Consider the following 16,853-nt stretch of genomic DNA (forward strand, 5'->3'; position numbering starts at 1 on the left):
TGATCTGCCCTACACCTTCGCGGGTGAAACGCGCCTGCCCCGGTAGAGTCCCCGGGGTGCACCTCAAGGCCCTGACCCTCCGCGGATTCAAGTCGTTCGCCTCGGCCACGACCCTGCGGTTCGAACCCGGGATCACCTGTGTCGTGGGGCCCAACGGATCGGGCAAGTCCAATGTCGTGGACGCCCTGTCCTGGGTCATGGGCGAACAGGGTGCCAAGTCGCTGCGCGGCGGCAAGATGGAGGACGTCATCTTCGCCGGCACGACCGGGCGCCCGCCGCTCGGCCGCGCCGAGGTCTCGCTGACCATCGACAACTCCGACGGCGCGCTGCCCATCGACTACGCCGAGGTCACCATCACCCGGATCATGTTCCGGGGCGGCAGCAGCGAGTACCAGATCAACGGCGACACCTGCCGCCTGCTCGACATCCAGGACCTGCTCTCCGACTCCGGCATCGGACGCGAGATGCACGTCATCGTCGGCCAGGGACAGCTCGACTCCGTCCTGCACGCCGACCCGATGGGCCGCCGCGCCTTCATCGAGGAGGCCTCCGGAGTCCTCAAGCACCGCAAGCGGAAAGAGAAGGCGCTGCGGAAGCTGGACGCGATGCAGGCCAACCTCGCGCGCGTCCAGGACCTCACCGACGAACTGCGCCGCCAGCTCAAGCCCCTCGGCCGCCAGGCCGCCGTCGCCCGCCGCGCCGTCGTCATCCAGGCCGACCTCCGCGACGCCCGCCTCCGCCTCCTCGCCGACGACCTGGCCCGGCTCCAGCGTGCGCTCACCGCCGAGGTCGCCGACGAGGCGGCGCTCCTCGCCCGCAAGGAGGCCACCGAGACCGCGCTGCGCACCGCGCTCGCCCGCGAGACGGAACTCGAAGCCGAGGTCGGCGCCCTCGCGCCCCGGCTCGAACGAGCCCAGCAGAGCTGGTACGCCCTCTCGCAGCTCGCCGAACGGGTCCGCGGCACGATCTCCCTCGCCGACGCGCGCGTGAAGAGCGCCGACGACGCCCCCGCCGAGGAGCGGCGCGGCCGCGACCCCGAGGACCTGGAGCGGGAGGCCGCCCGCGTCCGCGAGCAGGAGGCCGAGCTCGAAGCCGCCCTGGACGCGGCCGAGCGCGCCCTGGAGGACACCGTCGCCCACCGCGCGGAGCTCGAACGCGCCCTGACGGCGGAGGAACGCCGCCTCAAGGACGCGGCCCGGGCCATTGCCGACCGGCGCGAGGGCCTCGCCCGGCTCCACGGCCAGGTCAACGCGGCCCGCTCGCGCGCCGCCGCCGCCCAGGCCGAGATCGACCGGCTGGCCGCCGCCCGCGACGAGGCGGCGGAGCGGGCGGTCGCCGCCCAGGAGGAGTACGAGCAGCTCACGGCCGAGGTCGAGGGCCTCGACGCCGCGGACGGCGAACACGGCGAGCGGTACGAGGCGGCCCGCCGCGAACGGGCCGACGCCGAGGCCGAACTGGGCGCCGCCCGCGACGCGCTCGGCACCGCCGAACGGACCCGGGCCGCGACCCGCGCCCGGCACGACACCCTCGCCCTCGGCCTGCGCCGCAAGGACGGCACGGGCGCCCTGCTCTCCGCGGGCGTCACCGGACTCCTCGGCCCCGCCGCCGAACTTCTCACCGTCACCCCGGGATACGAGATCCCCGTGGCCGCCGCCCTCGGCGCCGCCGCCGACGCGGTCGCCGCCACCGGACCGGCCGCCGCGGCCGAGGCCCTCCGCCTCCTCCGCAAGCAGGACGCGGGCCGCGCCTCCCTCCTCCTGACCGGCGCCCCGGAACCGTCCCCCGCCGCCGGCGCCGAGGGCTGCCGGAGCGCCGCCGACTTGGTGCGCGGCCCCGCCGAACTCCTGCCCGCCGTCCGCCGCCTGCTGGCCGGAGTGGTCGTCGTCGACGGCCTCGACGAGGCCGAGGAGCTGGTCAGGTCCCGGCCCGGCCTGACCGCCGTCACCGCCGAAGGGGACCTGCTCGGCGGGCACTTCGCCCACGGCGGCTCCGCCGGCGCGCCCAGCCTGCTGGAAGTCCGGGCCTCGGTGGCCGAAGCCGCCGCCGAGCTCGACGAACTGACCGTACGGTGCCAGGCGTTGACCACCGCACAGCGCGAGGCCGACGAGCGGCGCCGTACCGCGGGGGCGCTCGTCGAGGAGCTGGACGCGAGCCGCCGGGCCGCCGAGCGGGAGAAGTCGGCCGTCGCCAAGGAGCTGGGACGGCTCGCCGGGCAGGCCAGGGGAGCGGCGGGGGAGGCCGAGCGGACCGCGGCGGCCGTCGCCCGCGCCCAGGAGGCCCTGGAGAAGGCCGTCGGCGAGGCGGAGGAACTGGCCGAACGGCTCCTCGTCGCCCAGGAGGCCACCGCCTTCGGGGACGGGGAGGACGAGCCCGACACCTCCGTCCGCGACCGGCTCTCCGTCGACGGCTCCAACGCGCGCCAGACCGAGATGGAGGCGCGGCTCCAGGTCCGTACCCACGAGGAGCGGGTCAAGGCACTCGCCGGGCGGGCCGACTCCCTCGACCGGGCCGCCCGCGCCGAACGCGAGGCACGCGCGCGTGCCGAGCAGCGCCGGGCCCGCCTCCGGCACGAGCGACGGGTCGCGGGCGCGGTCGCCGCCGGAGCCCGCGGGCTCCTGGCCCACGTCGAGGTCTCGCTCGTCCGCGCCGAGCGGGAACGGGTGGCGGCCCAGGCGGCGAGGGGGGATCGTGAGCAGGGGCTCACGGTGGCCCGCGCCCGGGCCCGGGACCTCAAGGCCGAGCTCGACAAGCTGACCGACTCGGTCCACCGGGGCGAGGTGCTCGGTGCGGAGAAGCGGCTGCGGATCGAACAGCTGGAGGCGAAGGCCCTGGAGGAGTTCGGGGTGGAGGCGACCGCGCTGGTCGCCGAGTACGGCCCCGACCAGCCCGTACCCCCGTCACCGTCCGTGGACGCCGAGGCCGGCTCCGGCTCCGGCGCCGAGGGCGGCTCCGGTTCCGAGGACGGCTCCGAGGACGGCTCCGACGACCCGCAGGCCCGGCCGCGCCCGTTCGTCCGTTCGGAGCAGGAGAAGCGGCTCAAAGCCGCCGAACGGGCGTACCACCAGCTCGGCAAGGTCAATCCGCTGGCCCTGGAGGAGTTCGCGGCCCTGGAGGAGCGGCACCGGTTCCTCTCCGAGCAGCTGGAGGACCTGAAGAAGACCCGGACCGACCTCCTTCAGGTCGTGAAGGAGGTCGACGTACGGGTCGAGCAGGTCTTCACGGAGGCGTACCGGGACACGGCCAGGGAGTTCGAGGGCGTCTTCTCGCGGCTCTTCCCGGGCGGCGAGGGCCGTCTCGTCCTCACCGACCCGGGCAACATGCTCACCACCGGCGTCGACGTGGAGGCCCGTCCGCCGGGCAAGAAGGTCAAGCGGCTCTCGCTGCTCTCCGGCGGCGAGCGGTCGCTCACGGCCGTGGCGCTGCTCGTCTCGATCTTCAAGGCCAGGCCCAGCCCGTTCTACGTGATGGACGAGGTCGAGGCGGCGCTCGACGACACCAATCTCCAGCGGCTGATCCGGATCATGGAGGAGCTCCAGGAGTCCTCGCAGCTGATCGTGATCACGCACCAGAAGCGGACGATGGAGGTCGCGGACGCGCTGTACGGCGTGTCCATGCAGGGCGACGGCGTCTCGAAGGTGATCAGCCAGCGACTCCGCTGAGGTTCGTCACTTCAAGTCTTGAACCTAAGGAACCTCGCCGCGTCTATAAAGTCATACGACATCGACTATTGACTTCGAAACTTGAAGGCATAGTCTCTGCAACGTTGCTTTTACCTTCACGTGGTGAGCGGCGTGAAGTTGTGCGCCACTGGAAGGGCTTGCCCCCCACCCAGGAGTCCATGTGACCAGTACCGCGCAGGCGCCCACGCCGCCGCCGTCCGAAGGCCGAGCGGCCCATCCTGACCACCTCGGCCACGTCATCTTCATCACGGCCTCCGCCGCGATGGGCGGCTTCCTCTTCGGCTACGACAGCTCCGTCATCAACGGCGCCGTCGAGGCGATCCGCGACCGCTACGACATCGGCTCCGGCACGCTCGCCCAGGTCATCGCCATCGCGCTGATCGGCTGCGCCATCGGCGCCGCGACCGCCGGCCGGATCGCCGACCGCATCGGCCGCATCCGCTGCATGCAGATCTCCGCGGTCCTCTTCGCCGTCAGCGCCGTCGGCTCCGCCCTGCCCTTCGCCCTCTGGGACCTGGCCTTCTGGCGCGTCATCGGCGGCTTCGCCATCGGCATGGCCTCGGTCATCGGCCCCGCGTACATCGCCGAGGTCGCCCCCGCCGCCTACCGCGGCCGCCTCGGCTCCTTCCAGCAGGCCGCGATCGTCATCGGCATTGCCATTTCCCAGCTGGTCAACTACGGCATCCTCCAGCTCGCCGACGGGGACCAACGCGGCGAGATCGGCGGGCTCGAGGCCTGGCAGTGGATGCTCGGCGTGATGGTCGTCCCCGCGCTCCTCTACGGCATGCTGTCCTTCGCCATCCCCGAGTCCCCGCGCTTCCTCATCTCCGTCGGCAAGACCGACCGGGCCAAGGAGGTCCTCGCCGAGGTCGAGGGGCACGGCGTCGACCTCGACGCGCGCGTCGAGGAGATCGACCGGGCCATGCGCAGCGAGCACAAGTCCACCTTCAAGGACCTGATGGTCGCCGGCCGCCGCTTCAAGCTGCTGCCCATCGTCTGGGTCGGCATCGGACTCTCCGTCTTCCAGCAGCTCGTCGGCATCAACGTCGCCTTCTACTACTCCTCGACGCTGTGGCAGTCCGTCGGCATCGACCCGTCCAGCTCGTTCTTCTACTCGTTCACCACGTCGATCATCAACATCATCGGCACCGTGATCGCGATGGTCCTGGTCGACCGCGTCGGCCGCAAGCCGCTCGCCCTCGTCGGCTCCGTCGGCATGGCGATCGCCCTCGCCTTCGAGGCCTGGGCCTTCTCCGCCGACCTCGTCGACGGCAAGCTCCCCGAGACCCAGGGCGTCGTGGCGCTCGTCGCCGCCCACGTCTTCGTCCTCTTCTTCGCCCTCTCCTGGGGCGTCGTGGTCTGGGTCTTCCTCGGCGAGATGTTCCCCAACCGGATCCGCGCCGCCGCCCTGGGCGTCGCCGCCTCCGCCCAGTGGATCGCCAACTGGGCCATCACCGCGAGCTTCCCGTCGCTCGCGGACTGGAACCTCTCCGCTACCTACATGATCTACACGTTCTTCGCCGTGCTCTCGATCCCCTTCGTGCTCCGGTACGTCAAGGAGACCAAGGGCAAGGCGTTGGAGGAGATGGGCTAACCCCCCGCTGCCCCTCTCCTCACCCACGGAACTGCCCCGGCCCGAGGCCTCACGCCTTGAGCCGGGGCAGTACGCCGTGAGGCGTCGTCACGCCTTGAGCCCGGGCAGTACGCCGTCACAGAACAGCCGCAGGCTCCGCCACCCCTCCTCGACCGGCATCCCGCCGCACAGCGGATGCAGCACCAGGCTCTCCAGACCGAGTGCCACGCACTCCTCCGGGGTCACCACCCGGTAGACCCCCTCCGCGCGCAGCTCCTCCACCGTCGTCGCCGCCGACCGCACCGCCGACCGGATGTCCTTCGACTGCCAGGAGGCGTACGTCCGCGCCTCGTGCAGGAAGTGCTCCCCGTACTCCGCCCAGGTCCGGTCCGGATCCTCCGACAGGTGCAGCAGCGGCGTCTCCTCGGCCGGCATCATCGTCCAGCCCTCCGTGCCGTACTCGGCGCACCGCTCCCGGTAGTACGCGTCGAGCTCCGGCAGGTGCGCGCTCGGGAAGAACGGCAGCCCGAGCCGGGCCGCCCGCCGTGCCGCCGCCCGCGACGAGCCCCCGACAAGGAGCATCGGATGCGGCTGGGTGAGCGGCCGCGGGGTGACCCGTACCGTACGGCCCTGATACGTGAAGGGCTCGCCCTTCCAGGCCGTCAGCAGGGTCTCCAGGAGCAGGTCCTGGAGCTTCCCGCGCCGGCCCCAGTCGACCCCGCGCTCCTCGTACTCCTCCGGCCGGTAGCCGATCCCCGCCACCGTCACCAGCCGGCCCCCGCTCAGCAGGTCCAGGACCGCGATGTCCTCGGCCAGCCGCAGCGGGTCGTGCAGCGGCCCGATGATCGCCGAGACGGTGACCGCGATCCTCTTCGTCGCCCCGAAGACCGCGCCCGCGAAGGCGAAGGGCGAGGGCAGCCAGTTGTTCGCGACGCCGTGGTGCTCCTCGGTCTGGACGGTGTCGACCCCGTGCGCGTCGGCGTGGGCGGCCATCTCGACGGCGGCCCGGTAGCGGGCCGCGAGGGAGACGGGGGTCGCGTGCGGGTCGACGAGGTTGAACCGTACGACTGTGAAGGGCATGGGAAGTCCCCCTCCGCTCGTGGGATCCGGCGAAGGGGGACGTTATCTGACGTAGCGTCAGATGGATACGGTCTCGCGCGCCTCGGCGGGCTCCGCCGAAGCCTTCCCGGGAGCGGGAGTCCGCGGCAGCACGGCGTACAGCGCGCCCGCCACCACGATCGTCGCCGCCCAGCCGAGGCCGTTCTCACCGATCCACGACGAGGCCAGCGGACCCGAGAACCAGTCGACCTTCGTGAACAGCAGGCCCACGAGCAGCGCCACGGCCCACGCCGTCATCGCCTGCCACGCGAAGCCGCCCCGGTACCAGTAGGCACTGGTCCTGGTGGTGTCCATCAGCGCCACCGCGTCGTACGACGTCCGGCGCAGCATGTCCACGCCGAAGACCCCGATCCAGGCCGAGAACGCCACCGCGAGCAGGGTGAGGAAGGAGATGAATGAACCGATGAAGCTGGTCGCCACCACCATCAGCAGGAAGCCGAAGACCAGGCTGATCACGGCGTTCACGCTGACCGCCGCGGCGCGCGACACCTTGATGCCCAGCGTCTGCGCCGTGAACCCGGCCGAGTACATCGACATCGAGTTGATCAGCAGCATCCCGAGCAGGGCGACCACCAGGTACGGCACGGAGATCCACATCGGGAGCAGCTCGCCGATGAAGGAGACCGGGTCCTGCGCCGAGGCCAGGTCCGGCGTGGACACCGCCATCACCGCGCCCATCAGCACCATCGGCAGGACCACGATCCCGGCGCCGCCGATCGTCGAGCCGACCATCGCCTTCGAGGAGGCCGTACGGGGCAGGTAGCGGGTGAAGTCGGGGCCCGAGGGGACCCAGCTGATGCCGCCGGCCGCGATCGTGCCGATGCCGGCGACCATCATCGCGGTCGAACCGGCCGGCTTGTCGAAGACCGCGGACCAGTCGGTGTTCGCCACCAGATAGACCAGGACGAGGACGGAGAACGCGCCGAAGACGTACGTGGACCACTTGCTGCACACCCGCAGCGCGTTGATCCCGAGACCCGAGACCAGGAAGGTGCAGGTGACGAAGAGCAGCAGCGTCACCACGATGAGGAGCGTGTTCGACTTCACGCCGAAGAGCAGGTCGAGCACGGTCAGCACCGCGTAGGCGCCGGTCACCGCGTTGATGGTCTCCCAGCCCCAGCGGGCGACCCAGATCAGCGCACCAGGAAAAAGGTTTCCGCGCTGACCGAACACGGCCCGCGACAGCGCCATGCCGGGCGCGCCGCCGCGCTTCCCCGCGATCGAGATCAGCCCGACGATCCCGTACGAGAGCACGGGCGCGGCGATCGCCACGGTCAGGACCTGCCAGAAGTTCAGGCCGTTGAAGACGATCAGACCGGCACCCATCGTGAGCAGCAGCACACTGATGTTGGCCGCGACCCAGGTCGGGAACAGCTCGCGGACCCGACCGGTCCGCTCGGCGTCGGGGACGGGCTCGAGACCGCGGGTCTCCATCGCGCCGTCGTGCGTCGCGCCTGCGCCTTCGGAGGCGTCGTGGGACATGGGGGTACTCCGTACGAATGTGTGGGGGGTTCGAACATCGTACATTCGCGGCCTAACAAGCAAAGGGTGCGTCAGCCCACAGAATGGGCTGACGCACCCCTTGGGTGCGCCTCGCGCACCTGGACGGGATCCGATACTGGTCCCGTTGTGACTCCGCCCCTAGGGGCTTCTCGTCGGCGCTCGGCCGAACGGCGGACCAGCCCGGCCCGGAGGGGCAGGCCCTCGCCGGGAGAACGAGGGGGCACGGGCGAGGTCACGCCATACTGGTTGAGTTATGGAACTCATCCTTGCTGTAGTCATCGCTCTGGTCGTCGCGGTCGCCGTGACGAGCGGGCTCGTGATCAGCGGCCGCAAGAAGAAGCAGCTGCCGCCGGCCGAGCCGCCGTCCACCACGCCGACCATCACCGCTCCGCCCGCCGAACCGCACGTCGGCGAGGAGGCGGAGACGCCGCGGGAGGAACCACGCCGCACGGTCGAGGAGGTCGAGCTCCCCGAGGAGGCCCCGGTCGCCGAGGCCCCGGTCGTCGAGGAGCCCGAGGCTCCCGCGATCGAGGTGCCCGAGCCGACCGCCGGCCGTCTCGTACGGCTCCGTGCCCGGCTCGCCCGCTCCCAGAACTCGCTCGGCAAGGGGCTCCTGACGCTCCTGTCCCGCGAGCACCTCGACGAGGACACCTGGGAGGAGATCGAGGAAACCCTTCTCACCGCCGACGTCGGCGTCGCCCCCACGCAGGAGCTCGTCGAGCGGCTGCGCGAGCGGGTCAGGGTGCTCGGCACCCGCACCCCGGACGAACTGCGCGGCCTGCTCCGCGAGGAGCTGATCGCCCTCCTCGGCCCCGACCTCGACCGCACGGTGCACACCGAGAGCCCGTCGGACGTCCCGGGCGTGGTCATGGTCGTCGGCGTCAACGGCACCGGCAAGACCACCACCACCGGCAAGCTGGCCCGCGTCCTGATCGCCGACGGCAAGTCCGTCGTGCTCGGCGCCGCCGACACCTTCCGGGCCGCCGCGGCCGACCAGCTCCAGACCTGGGGCGAGCGCGTCGGCGCCCGCACCGTGCGCGGGCCCGAGGGCGGCGACCCGGCGTCGATCGCCTTCGACGCGGTCAAGGAGGGCATCGCCGAGGGCGCGGACGTCGTCCTCATCGACACCGCCGGCCGCCTCCACACCAAGACCGGCCTCATGGACGAGCTCGGCAAGGTCAAGCGCGTCGTCGAGAAGCACGGCCCGCTCGACGAGATCCTCCTCGTCCTCGACGCCACCACCGGCCAGAACGGCCTCATCCAGGCCCGCGTCTTCGCCGAGGTCGTCGACATCACCGGCATCGTCCTGACCAAGCTCGACGGCACCGCCAAGGGCGGCATCGTCGTCGCCGTCCAGCGCGAGCTGGGCGTCCCGGTCAAGCTGATCGGCCTGGGCGAGGGCCCGGACGACCTGGCCCCGTTCGAGCCGGGTGCCTTCGTCGACGCCCTGATCGGCGACTGACCGCCGTACGGGAACACACGTGAGGGCCCCCGCCACGAACCGGCGGGGGCCCTCACGCGTGTCCGAGGGTCAGAAGTGCGTCCTCAGAAGTGCGTCCGGTGACAGATGTACGCCAGCGTCCCGAGCAGCAGCCGCGCCTCCGGCGGGGCGCCCGCCGTGTCCAGGGTCGGCGGCCGCAGCCAGCGCACCGGCCCGAGCCCGCCCAGATCCGACGGGGGAGCGGTGATGTGGGCGCCGGGCCCCAGACAGTGCAGGTCCAGATCGGCGTCGTCCCAGCCCATCCGGTAGAGCAGCCGCGGCAGCTCGGCCGCCGCGCCCGGCGCCACGAAGAACCGCGCCCGGCCCGTCGGCGTCGCGCACACCGGACCCAGCGGCAGCCCCATGCGCTCCAGCCGGACGAGCGCCCGGCGGCCCGCCGCCTCCGCGACCTCGATCACGTCGAAGGCCCGGCCCACCGGAAGCATCAGCGCCGCCCCCGGGTACTCCGCCCAGGCCTTCGTCGCGTCGTCGAGGCCGGCGCCCGCCGGGACCGGCGCGGCGAAGGAGAGCGGATGCGCCCCCGGAGCCGTACACGCCGGATCCCCGCAGGAGCACCGGCCGGACGCCGCCCGTGCCCCGGGGACCACGTCCCAGCCCCACAGTCCCGTGTATTCGGCCACCGCTGTGCACTCCGTGGTGCGTACGCGGCGGCGTGCGCCGGACCGCATCTCACGAATGCCGCCGATCGTGAAGCCCATGCCCCCTCCAACGGGTCGAACGCGCCGGTGGTTACGACCCGGAGCGTCGTCGTCACCTTTGGTCACGATCCGTCGCCGTATGTGGCGTGCGGTCGCGGGCGGGGTGGTGCGGGCCGTCGCGCACGCCTCTCCGCGCATCCGTCCGCCGACTCCGGTTCGTCGCATGTCAAGTGAATCGCGTCCGACGCGTGGCGAGTTCATTCGAAGGGGTGGCGAATGGTGGCGTTTCTTGAATCGCCCTCACGGGAGAGGTGATCGTAGGGTTACTTTCGGTACTCGAACCCCGGGGCCGCTTGCGCGCACGGGTATGCCGGAGGCAACCCGGTTTCCAGTTCGAAGGAGTCAGAACCCCGGACGAGCGGCCGTGCGAGGCGGCATTCTGATAGGGGTTCGCATGACAGGCAATCAGGTGGATGGGGGCGTTCCAGTGGGCGGCAACGGCGCAGACGGTACGACTGCCGGCAAGCGCCCGAACGAGCAGCTGGGCTCGTGGTTCGTGCGCAGCGGCTGGTCCAAGGGCGAACTGGCACGTCAGGTGAACCGCAGGGCGCGCCAGATGGGCGCGCACCACATCTCCACCGACACCTCGCGCGTCCGCCGCTGGCTCGACGGCGAGCAGCCCCGCGAGCCCATCCCGCGGATCCTCGCCGAGCTGTTCTCCGAGCGCTTCGGCTCCGTCGTCGCCGTCGAGGACCTCGGCCTGCGCACCGCCCACCAGTCGCCGTCGGTCTCCGGCGTGGACCTGCCCTGGGCCGGGCCGCAGACCGTCGCCCTGCTCAGCGAGTTCTCCCGCAGCGACCTCATGCTCGCCCGGCGCGGCTTCCTCGGCTCCTCGCTCTCCCTCGCCGCCGGACCCGCTCTCATCGAGCCCATGCAGCGCTGGCTCGTCCCCACCCCGGTCACCGACATCGAGCGCCCCGAGTCCCTCGCCGACAGCCGCCGCCCCAACCGGCTCTCCGACATCGAGCTCGACCTCCTCGAATCCACCACCGCCATGTTCCGCAAGTGGGACGCCCAGTGCGGCGGGGGACTGCGCCGCAAGGCCGTCGTCGGACAGCTCCACGAGGTCACCGACCTCCTCCAGGAGCCCCAGCCCGCCGCCACCGCCAAGCGCCTCTTCACCTGCGCCGCCGAACTCGCCGAACTCGCCGGCTGGATGAGCTACGACGTGGGCCTCCAGCCCACCGCCCAGAAGTACTTCGTGCTCGCGCTGCACGCCGCCAAGGAGGCCGGCGACAAGCCCCTCGGCTCGTACATCCTGTCCTCCATGAGCCGCCAGATGATCCACCTCGGCCGGCCCGACGACGCCCTCGAACTCATCCACCTCGCCCAGTACGGCAGTCGCGACTGCGCCACCTCCCGCACCCAGGCGATGCTGTATGCGATGGAGGCCCGCGCCTACGCCAACATGGGCCAGCCCTCCAAGTGCAAGCGGGCCGTGCGGATGGCCGAGGACACCTTCTCCGACGTCGGCCTCGACGGCGAGCCCGAGCCCGACTGGATCGGCTTCTTCTCCGAGGCCGAGCTCAACGGCGAGAACTCCCACTCCTACCGCGACCTCGCCTATGTCGCCGGCCGCTCCCCGACCTACGCCTCCCTCGCCGAACCCGTCATGGAGCGGGCCGTCGAGCTCTTCGAGAAGGACCCCGACCACCAGCGGTCGTACGCGCTCAACCTGATCGGCATGGCCACGGTCCACCTCCTCAAGCGCGAGCCCGAGCAGTCCGTCGTCCTCGCGGAGAAGGCCCTCGGCGTCGCCCGCAGCATCCGCTCCGAGCGCGTCAACACCCGGCTCCGCAAGACCGTCGACCACGCCGCCCGCAACTACAGCGACGTCGCCGAGGTCGTCCAGCTCACCGACCGGCTCACCCAGCTCCTGCCCGAGGCCGCCGAAGCGGTCTGACCCCCTCCCGCGCCCCGCCCGAGGCGCTTCCCGCGCCCCTCCCGGAGCCCCTCGCACGGCCCCGCCCCGCACCGGGCGGCCCCTCCAGACCCCGGCCGCGCCGGACGTCCCGTACTGCCCGACTCGGCTCCCCCGCCGCAAGGTCACACGGACGCCGGCGCGGCCGGTCCCCTTTTTGCGCCTAAACCGGCGCCGCTCTCGCGGAGGTGGCTGATCGCCGTCGTGGCTCGTCAATTCATGGCCGCGGTCGTCGAGGGGCGACTTCGGGAGAACGAGGCCGTTACATCCCCGTGACCCGGCCGTTCACGGTCGCGTAACACGCCCCACCCCTTCGTCACTGCGCCGAAACATCGAGCGGCATCGGCGGAAACCGCGCTGCGCGAATCTCTGGCCCATAACCGGCCACGCCCCTCACGGCCGACCGCTCCCCGGCCCCGCCCCGCACAGGCCGCATTGACGACGAGGAGACGCCGATGGCACCAGCCATCACGACCCTGGCAGCAGACGCCCCCGAGCTGTCTGCCGCCAACACCGGGTTCATGCTCATCTGCTCAGCCCTGGTCATGCTGATGACCCCGGCTCTCGCCTTCTTCTACGGAGGCATGGTCCGCGTCAAGTCCACCCTGAACATGCTGATGATGAGCTTCATCAGCCTCGGGATCGTCACGATCCTCTGGGTGCTCTTCGGCTTCAGCCTCGCCTTCGGCACCGACATCGGATCGATCATCGGCTGGTCCTCCGAGTACGTCGGCCTCAGCGGCATCGGCGTCACCGAGCTCTGGGACGGCTACACCATCCCGGTCTACGTCTTCGCCGTCTTCCAGCTGATGTTCGCGATCCTCACGCCCGCCCTGATCAGCGGCGCCCTCGCCGACCGCGTCAAGTTCACCGCCTGGGCCCTCTTCATCACCCTCTGGGTCACCGTCGTCTACTTCCCCGTCGCCCACTGGGTCTGGGGCGCCGGCGGCTGGCTCTTCGAGCTGGGCGTCATCGACTTCGCCGGCGGTACGGCGGTCCACATCAACGCCGGTGCCGCGGCCCTCGGCGTGATCCTCGTCATCGGCAAGCGCGTCGGCTTCAAGAAGGACCCGATGCGCCCGCACAGCCTCCCGCTGGTCATGCTGGGCGCCGGTCTTCTCTGGTTCGGCTGGTTCGGCTTCAACGCCGGCTCGTGGCTCGGCAACGACGACGGCGTCGGCGCCGTGATGTTCGTCAACACCCAGGTCGCCACCGCCGCCGCCATGCTCGCCTGGCTCGCGTACGAGAAGGTCCGCCACGGCTCCTTCACCACCCTCGGTGCCGCCTCCGGCGCCGTCGCCGGCCTCGTCGCCATCACCCCGTCCGGCGGCGCCGTCAGCCCGCTCGGCGCGATCGCCGTCGGCGCCATCGCCGGCCTGCTCTGCGCCATGGCCGTCGGCCTCAAGTACAAGTTCGGCTACGACGACTCCCTCGACGTCATCGGCGTCCACCTCGTCGGCGGTGTCATCGGCTCCCTCCTCGTCGGCCTCTTCGCCACCGGCGGCGTCCAGTCCGAGGCCAAGGGCCTCTTCTACGGCGGCGGCCTCGACCAGCTCGGCAAGCAGGCCGTCGGAGTCCTCGCCGTCCTCGCCTACTCTCTGATCGCCTCCGCGGTCCTCGCCCTGATCATCGACAAGACGATGGGGATGCGGGTCAGCGAGGACGACGAGGTCTCCGGCATCGACCAGGTCGAGCACGCCGAGACCGCGTACGACTTCAGCGGAGCCGGTGGCGGCGCGTCCTCGCGCTCCACCGCCCCCGCCCCGGCCGTCACGGCGAACAAGAAGGTGGACGCATGAAGCTCATCACCGCGGTCGTCAAGCCGCACCGGCTCGACGAGATCAAGGAGGCCCTCCAGGCCTTCGGCGTCCACGGCCTCACCGTCACCGAGGCCAGCGGATACGGACGCCAGCGCGGCCACACCGAGGTCTACCGGGGCGCCGAGTACACCGTCGACCTCGTCCCCAAGATCCGCATCGAGGTCCTCGTCGAGGACGAGGACGCCGAACAGCTCATCGACGTCGTCGTGAAGGCCGCCCGAACCGGCAAGATCGGAGACGGCAAGGTGTGGAGCGTGCCGGTCGAGACCGCCGTACGGGTCCGCACCGGCGAACGCGGTCCGGACGCACTGTAAGCACACGAAGGAGCCGCCGGGTGACGAGCCTCGAAGCGCGTACGCAGAACGACGATGCGGGACCCGGCGGTTACGCGGCGGCCCGGCTGCTCCTTCTCGACGAGAAGGAGCGGTCCGGGCCGCCGCGCCGTGCCGCCCTCGCCCGCCTCACCGACGACTGGCTGGCCGCCCTCTTCGCCGCCGCCGCACCGCCCCGCGGGACCGCCCTCGTCGCCGTCGGCGGCTACGGCCGCGCCGAACTCTCCCCCCGCAGCGACCTCGACCTCCTCCTGCTCCACGACGGCAGCGCCGACAAGGCCGCCGTCGCCGCCCTCGCCGACCGGATCTGGTACCCCGTCTGGGACCTGGGCATGGCCCTCGACCACTCCGTCCGCACCCCAGCCGAGGCCCGCACCACCGCCGGCGAGGACCTCAAGGTCCACCTCGGCCTCCTCGACGCCCGGCACGTCGCCGGCGACGTCGGCCTCGTCGCCGCCCTGCGCACCACCGTCCTCGCCGACTGGCGCAACCAGGCACCCCGGCGCCTCCCCGAACTCGACGAACTCTGCCGCGAGCGCGCCGACCGCATGGGGGAGCTCCAGTTCCTCCTCGAACCCGACCTCAAAGAGGCCAGAGGCGGCCTGCGCGACGCCCAGGTACTCCGCGCGGTCGCCGCCTCCTGGCTCGCCGACGCCCCCCGCGAAGGGCTCGACGGCGCCCGCCGCCGCCTCCTCGACGCCCGCGACGCCCTGCACCTCGTGACCGGCCGGGCCACCGACCGGCTCGCCCTCCAGGAACAGGACGCGGTCGCACGGGAACTCGGCCTCCTCGACGCCGACACCCTGCTCCGCGAGGTGTACGAGGCCGCCCGGACCATCTCGTACGCCACCGACGTCACCTGGCGCGAGGTCAACCGCGTCCTCAAGGCCCGCTCGGCCAGACCCCGGCTGCGCACCCTCCTCGGCGGCCGCTCGGGCGGCGCCAAGGCCGGCGGCCGGGTGGGTGGCGCACGGGTCGGTGGCGCGAAGGCGCCCGTCGAACGCACCCCCCTCGCCGAAGGCGTCGTCGAGATGGACGGCGAAGTCGTCCTCGCCCTCGCCGCCAAACCCGAACGCGACCCCGTCCTGCCCCTGCGGGCCGCCGCAGCAGCCGCCCAGTCCGGCCTGCCGATCTCCCTGCACGCCGTACGCCGCCTCGCGGCCGCCGCCCGCCCCCTGCCCGTACCGTGGCCCGCCGAGGCCCGCGAGGAACTCGTCACCCTCCTCGGCGCGGGCGAGGCGACCGTGCCCGTCTGGGACGCCCTGGAGGCCGAGGGGCTCGTCACCCGGCTGCTCCCCGACTGGGAGCGCGTGCGCTGCCGCCCCCAGCGCAACCCCGTCCACACCTGGACCGTCGACCGCCACCTCGTCGAGACCGCCGTACGCGCCGCCTCCCTCACCCGCCGCGTCGGCCGCCCCGACCTCCTCCTCGTCGCCGCCCTCCTCCACGACATCGGCAAGGGCTGGCCCGGCGACCACTCCGTCGCCGGCGAGACCATCGCCCGCGACCTCGCCACCCGCATCGGCTTCGACCGCACCGACACCGGCATCATCGCCACCGCCGTCCGCCACCACCTGCTCCTCGTCGAGACCGCCACCCGCCGCGACCTCGACGACCCCGCCACCGTCCAGTCCGTCGCCGACGCCGTCGGCACCCTCGGCACCCTGGAACTGCTGCACGCCCTCACCGAGGCCGACGCACTCGCCACCGGCCCCGCCGCCTGGTCCTCCTGGCGTGCCTCCCTCGTTGCCGACCTGGTCAAACGGGTCGCAGGCGTCCTCGCGGGCGAACCCCTCCCCGACCCCGAGGCCGCCGCCCCCAGCGCCGAACAGGAACGCCTCGCGATCGAGGCCCTGCGCACCGGCGAACCCGTCCTCACCCTCCACACCCGCACCGAGCAGCCCGTCACCCCCGACGCTCCCGATGCCTCGGACGCCTCCGGCGCCTCCGGCGCCGACACCCCCGAACCCGTCGGCGTCGAACTCCTCATCGCCCTGCCCGACCAGCCCGGGGTCCTCCCCGCCGTCGCCGGAGTCCTCGCCCTCCACCGGCTCACCGTCCGCGCCGCCGACCTCCGCGCCGTCGACCTCCCCGCCGGAATCGGCGACGGCCCTGGAACCGGATCCGGCGACGGCCCTGGATCCGGATCCGGCGACGGCTCCGGCGACGGCTCCGGCGCCGTCCTCGTACTCGACTGGCGCGTCGCCGCCGAGTACGGCTCCCTGCCCGAGGCCGCCCGCCTCCGCGCCGACCTCGTCCGCGCCCTCGACGGCTCCCTCGACATCCCCGCCCGCCTCGCCGAACGCGAGGCCGCCTACCCGCGCCGGCGCGGCCTCACCGCCCCGCCGCCCCGCGTCACCGTCGCCGCCGCCCACTCCCGCCTCGCCACCGTCATCGAAGTCCGCGCCCAGGACGCCCCCGGCCTCCTCCACCGCATCGGCCGCGCCCTGGAAGGAGCCGACGTCCGCGTCCGCAGCGCCCACGTCTCCACCCTGGGCGCGAACGCCGTCGACACCCTGTACGTGACCCGTCCGGACGGCTCCCTCCTCCCCGACGAGGAGGCCGTGGACCTGGCCCGCGCACTGGAATCGGCGCTGCGCTGACCCCCTGGTCCGCCGCCCGCCCGACCCGCCCGCCGACCCGCCCCCGCCCACCGGATCCGGTGGGCGGGGGCACATCCTCCGAGCGGCCCGATACCCTGGAGGG

General features: G+C 72.4%; 10 protein-coding genes. 7 read left to right on the forward strand and 3 right to left on the reverse strand.

Features of this window, described 5'->3' with window-relative positions; translation table 11 throughout:
* Nucleotides 1-56: 56 nt before the first annotated feature.
* Together smc and ACFC0G_RS31040 are read left to right on the forward strand one after the other, a co-directional pair.
* A complete protein-coding gene (smc, locus tag ACFC0G_RS31035; protein ID WP_376409508.1) occupies nucleotides 57-3,659 on the forward strand; it encodes a chromosome segregation protein SMC in 3,603 nt (1,200 codons plus the stop codon).
* Nucleotides 3,660-3,840: 181 nt separating this feature from the next.
* Complete coding sequence (locus tag ACFC0G_RS31040) at nucleotides 3,841-5,274, forward strand: sugar porter family MFS transporter (protein WP_376409511.1); 1,434 nt, start codon at nucleotides 3,841-3,843, stop codon at nucleotides 5,272-5,274.
* 87 nt (nucleotides 5,275-5,361) lie between these two features.
* Here the strand turns inward: ACFC0G_RS31040 and ACFC0G_RS31045 are convergent, their stop codons facing one another.
* On the reverse strand, nucleotides 5,362-6,333 hold the full coding sequence (locus tag ACFC0G_RS31045; protein WP_376409513.1) for an LLM class flavin-dependent oxidoreductase: 972 nt from the start codon (nucleotides 6,331-6,333) through the stop codon (nucleotides 5,362-5,364).
* 57 nt (nucleotides 6,334-6,390) lie between these two features.
* Entirely contained in the window at nucleotides 6,391-7,854 is a 1,464-nt protein-coding gene (locus tag ACFC0G_RS31050; protein ID WP_376409516.1) for a cytosine permease, read from the reverse strand.
* A 274-nt stretch (nucleotides 7,855-8,128) separates the two neighbouring features.
* Between ACFC0G_RS31050 and ftsY the strand changes: the two genes are divergently transcribed.
* Nucleotides 8,129-9,337 carry a signal recognition particle-docking protein FtsY gene (gene ftsY / locus ACFC0G_RS31055; RefSeq protein WP_376409519.1) on the forward strand — a complete coding sequence of 403 codons (1,209 nt, stop codon included), beginning with the start codon at nucleotides 8,129-8,131 and terminating at the stop codon, nucleotides 9,335-9,337.
* Between the two features lie 83 nt (nucleotides 9,338-9,420).
* Here the strand turns inward: ftsY and ACFC0G_RS31060 are convergent, their stop codons facing one another.
* Complete coding sequence (locus tag ACFC0G_RS31060; RefSeq protein WP_376409522.1) at nucleotides 9,421-10,074, reverse strand: bifunctional DNA primase/polymerase; 654 nt, start codon at nucleotides 10,072-10,074, stop codon at nucleotides 9,421-9,423.
* Nucleotides 10,075-10,501: 427 nt separating this feature from the next.
* Between ACFC0G_RS31060 and ACFC0G_RS31065 the strand changes: the two genes are divergently transcribed.
* The 4 genes from ACFC0G_RS31065 (at nucleotide 10,502) to ACFC0G_RS31080 (ending at nucleotide 16,750) form a co-directional block, all read left to right on the forward strand.
* Nucleotides 10,502-11,977, forward strand: a complete 1,476-nt coding sequence (locus ACFC0G_RS31065; protein ID WP_376409809.1) for a hypothetical protein — start codon at nucleotides 10,502-10,504, stop codon at nucleotides 11,975-11,977.
* Nucleotides 11,978-12,450: 473 nt separating this feature from the next.
* Nucleotides 12,451-13,794: an ammonium transporter gene (locus tag ACFC0G_RS31070; RefSeq protein WP_376409525.1), complete on the forward strand. Its 1,344-nt coding sequence runs from the start codon at nucleotides 12,451-12,453 to the stop codon at nucleotides 13,792-13,794.
* The gene (locus ACFC0G_RS31075; RefSeq protein WP_015036464.1) at nucleotides 13,791-14,129 is read left to right on the forward strand and encodes a P-II family nitrogen regulator; all 339 of its coding nucleotides are present in this window, start codon (nucleotides 13,791-13,793) and stop codon (nucleotides 14,127-14,129) included. The genes ACFC0G_RS31070 and ACFC0G_RS31075 overlap by 4 nt, the downstream gene beginning before the upstream one ends.
* A 20-nt stretch (nucleotides 14,130-14,149) precedes the next feature.
* Complete coding sequence (locus ACFC0G_RS31080; RefSeq protein ID WP_376409528.1) at nucleotides 14,150-16,750, forward strand: [protein-PII] uridylyltransferase; 2,601 nt, start codon at nucleotides 14,150-14,152, stop codon at nucleotides 16,748-16,750.
* Nucleotides 16,751-16,853 lie beyond the last annotated feature (103 nt).

Origin of the sequence: Streptomyces sp. NPDC056169 (assembly GCF_042268445.1) — a bacterium.
GTDB lineage: Bacteria > Actinomycetota > Actinomycetes > Streptomycetales > Streptomycetaceae > Streptomyces.

Coding starts and splice junctions, on each gene's coding strand:
- ACFC0G_RS31045 (WP_376409513.1), bottom strand. CDS start 6,333: ATGCCCTTCACAGTCGTACGGTTCAACCTCGTCGACCCGCACGCGACC.
- ftsY (WP_376409519.1), top strand. CDS start 8,129: ATGGAACTCATCCTTGCTGTAGTCATCGCTCTGGTCGTCGCGGTCGCC.
- ACFC0G_RS31060 (WP_376409522.1), bottom strand. CDS start 10,074: ATGGGCTTCACGATCGGCGGCATTCGTGAGATGCGGTCCGGCGCACGC.
- ACFC0G_RS31070 (WP_376409525.1), top strand. CDS start 12,451: ATGGCACCAGCCATCACGACCCTGGCAGCAGACGCCCCCGAGCTGTCT.
- ACFC0G_RS31075 (WP_015036464.1), top strand. CDS start 13,791: ATGAAGCTCATCACCGCGGTCGTCAAGCCGCACCGGCTCGACGAGATC.
- ACFC0G_RS31050 (WP_376409516.1), bottom strand. CDS start 7,854: ATGTCCCACGACGCCTCCGAAGGCGCAGGCGCGACGCACGACGGCGCG.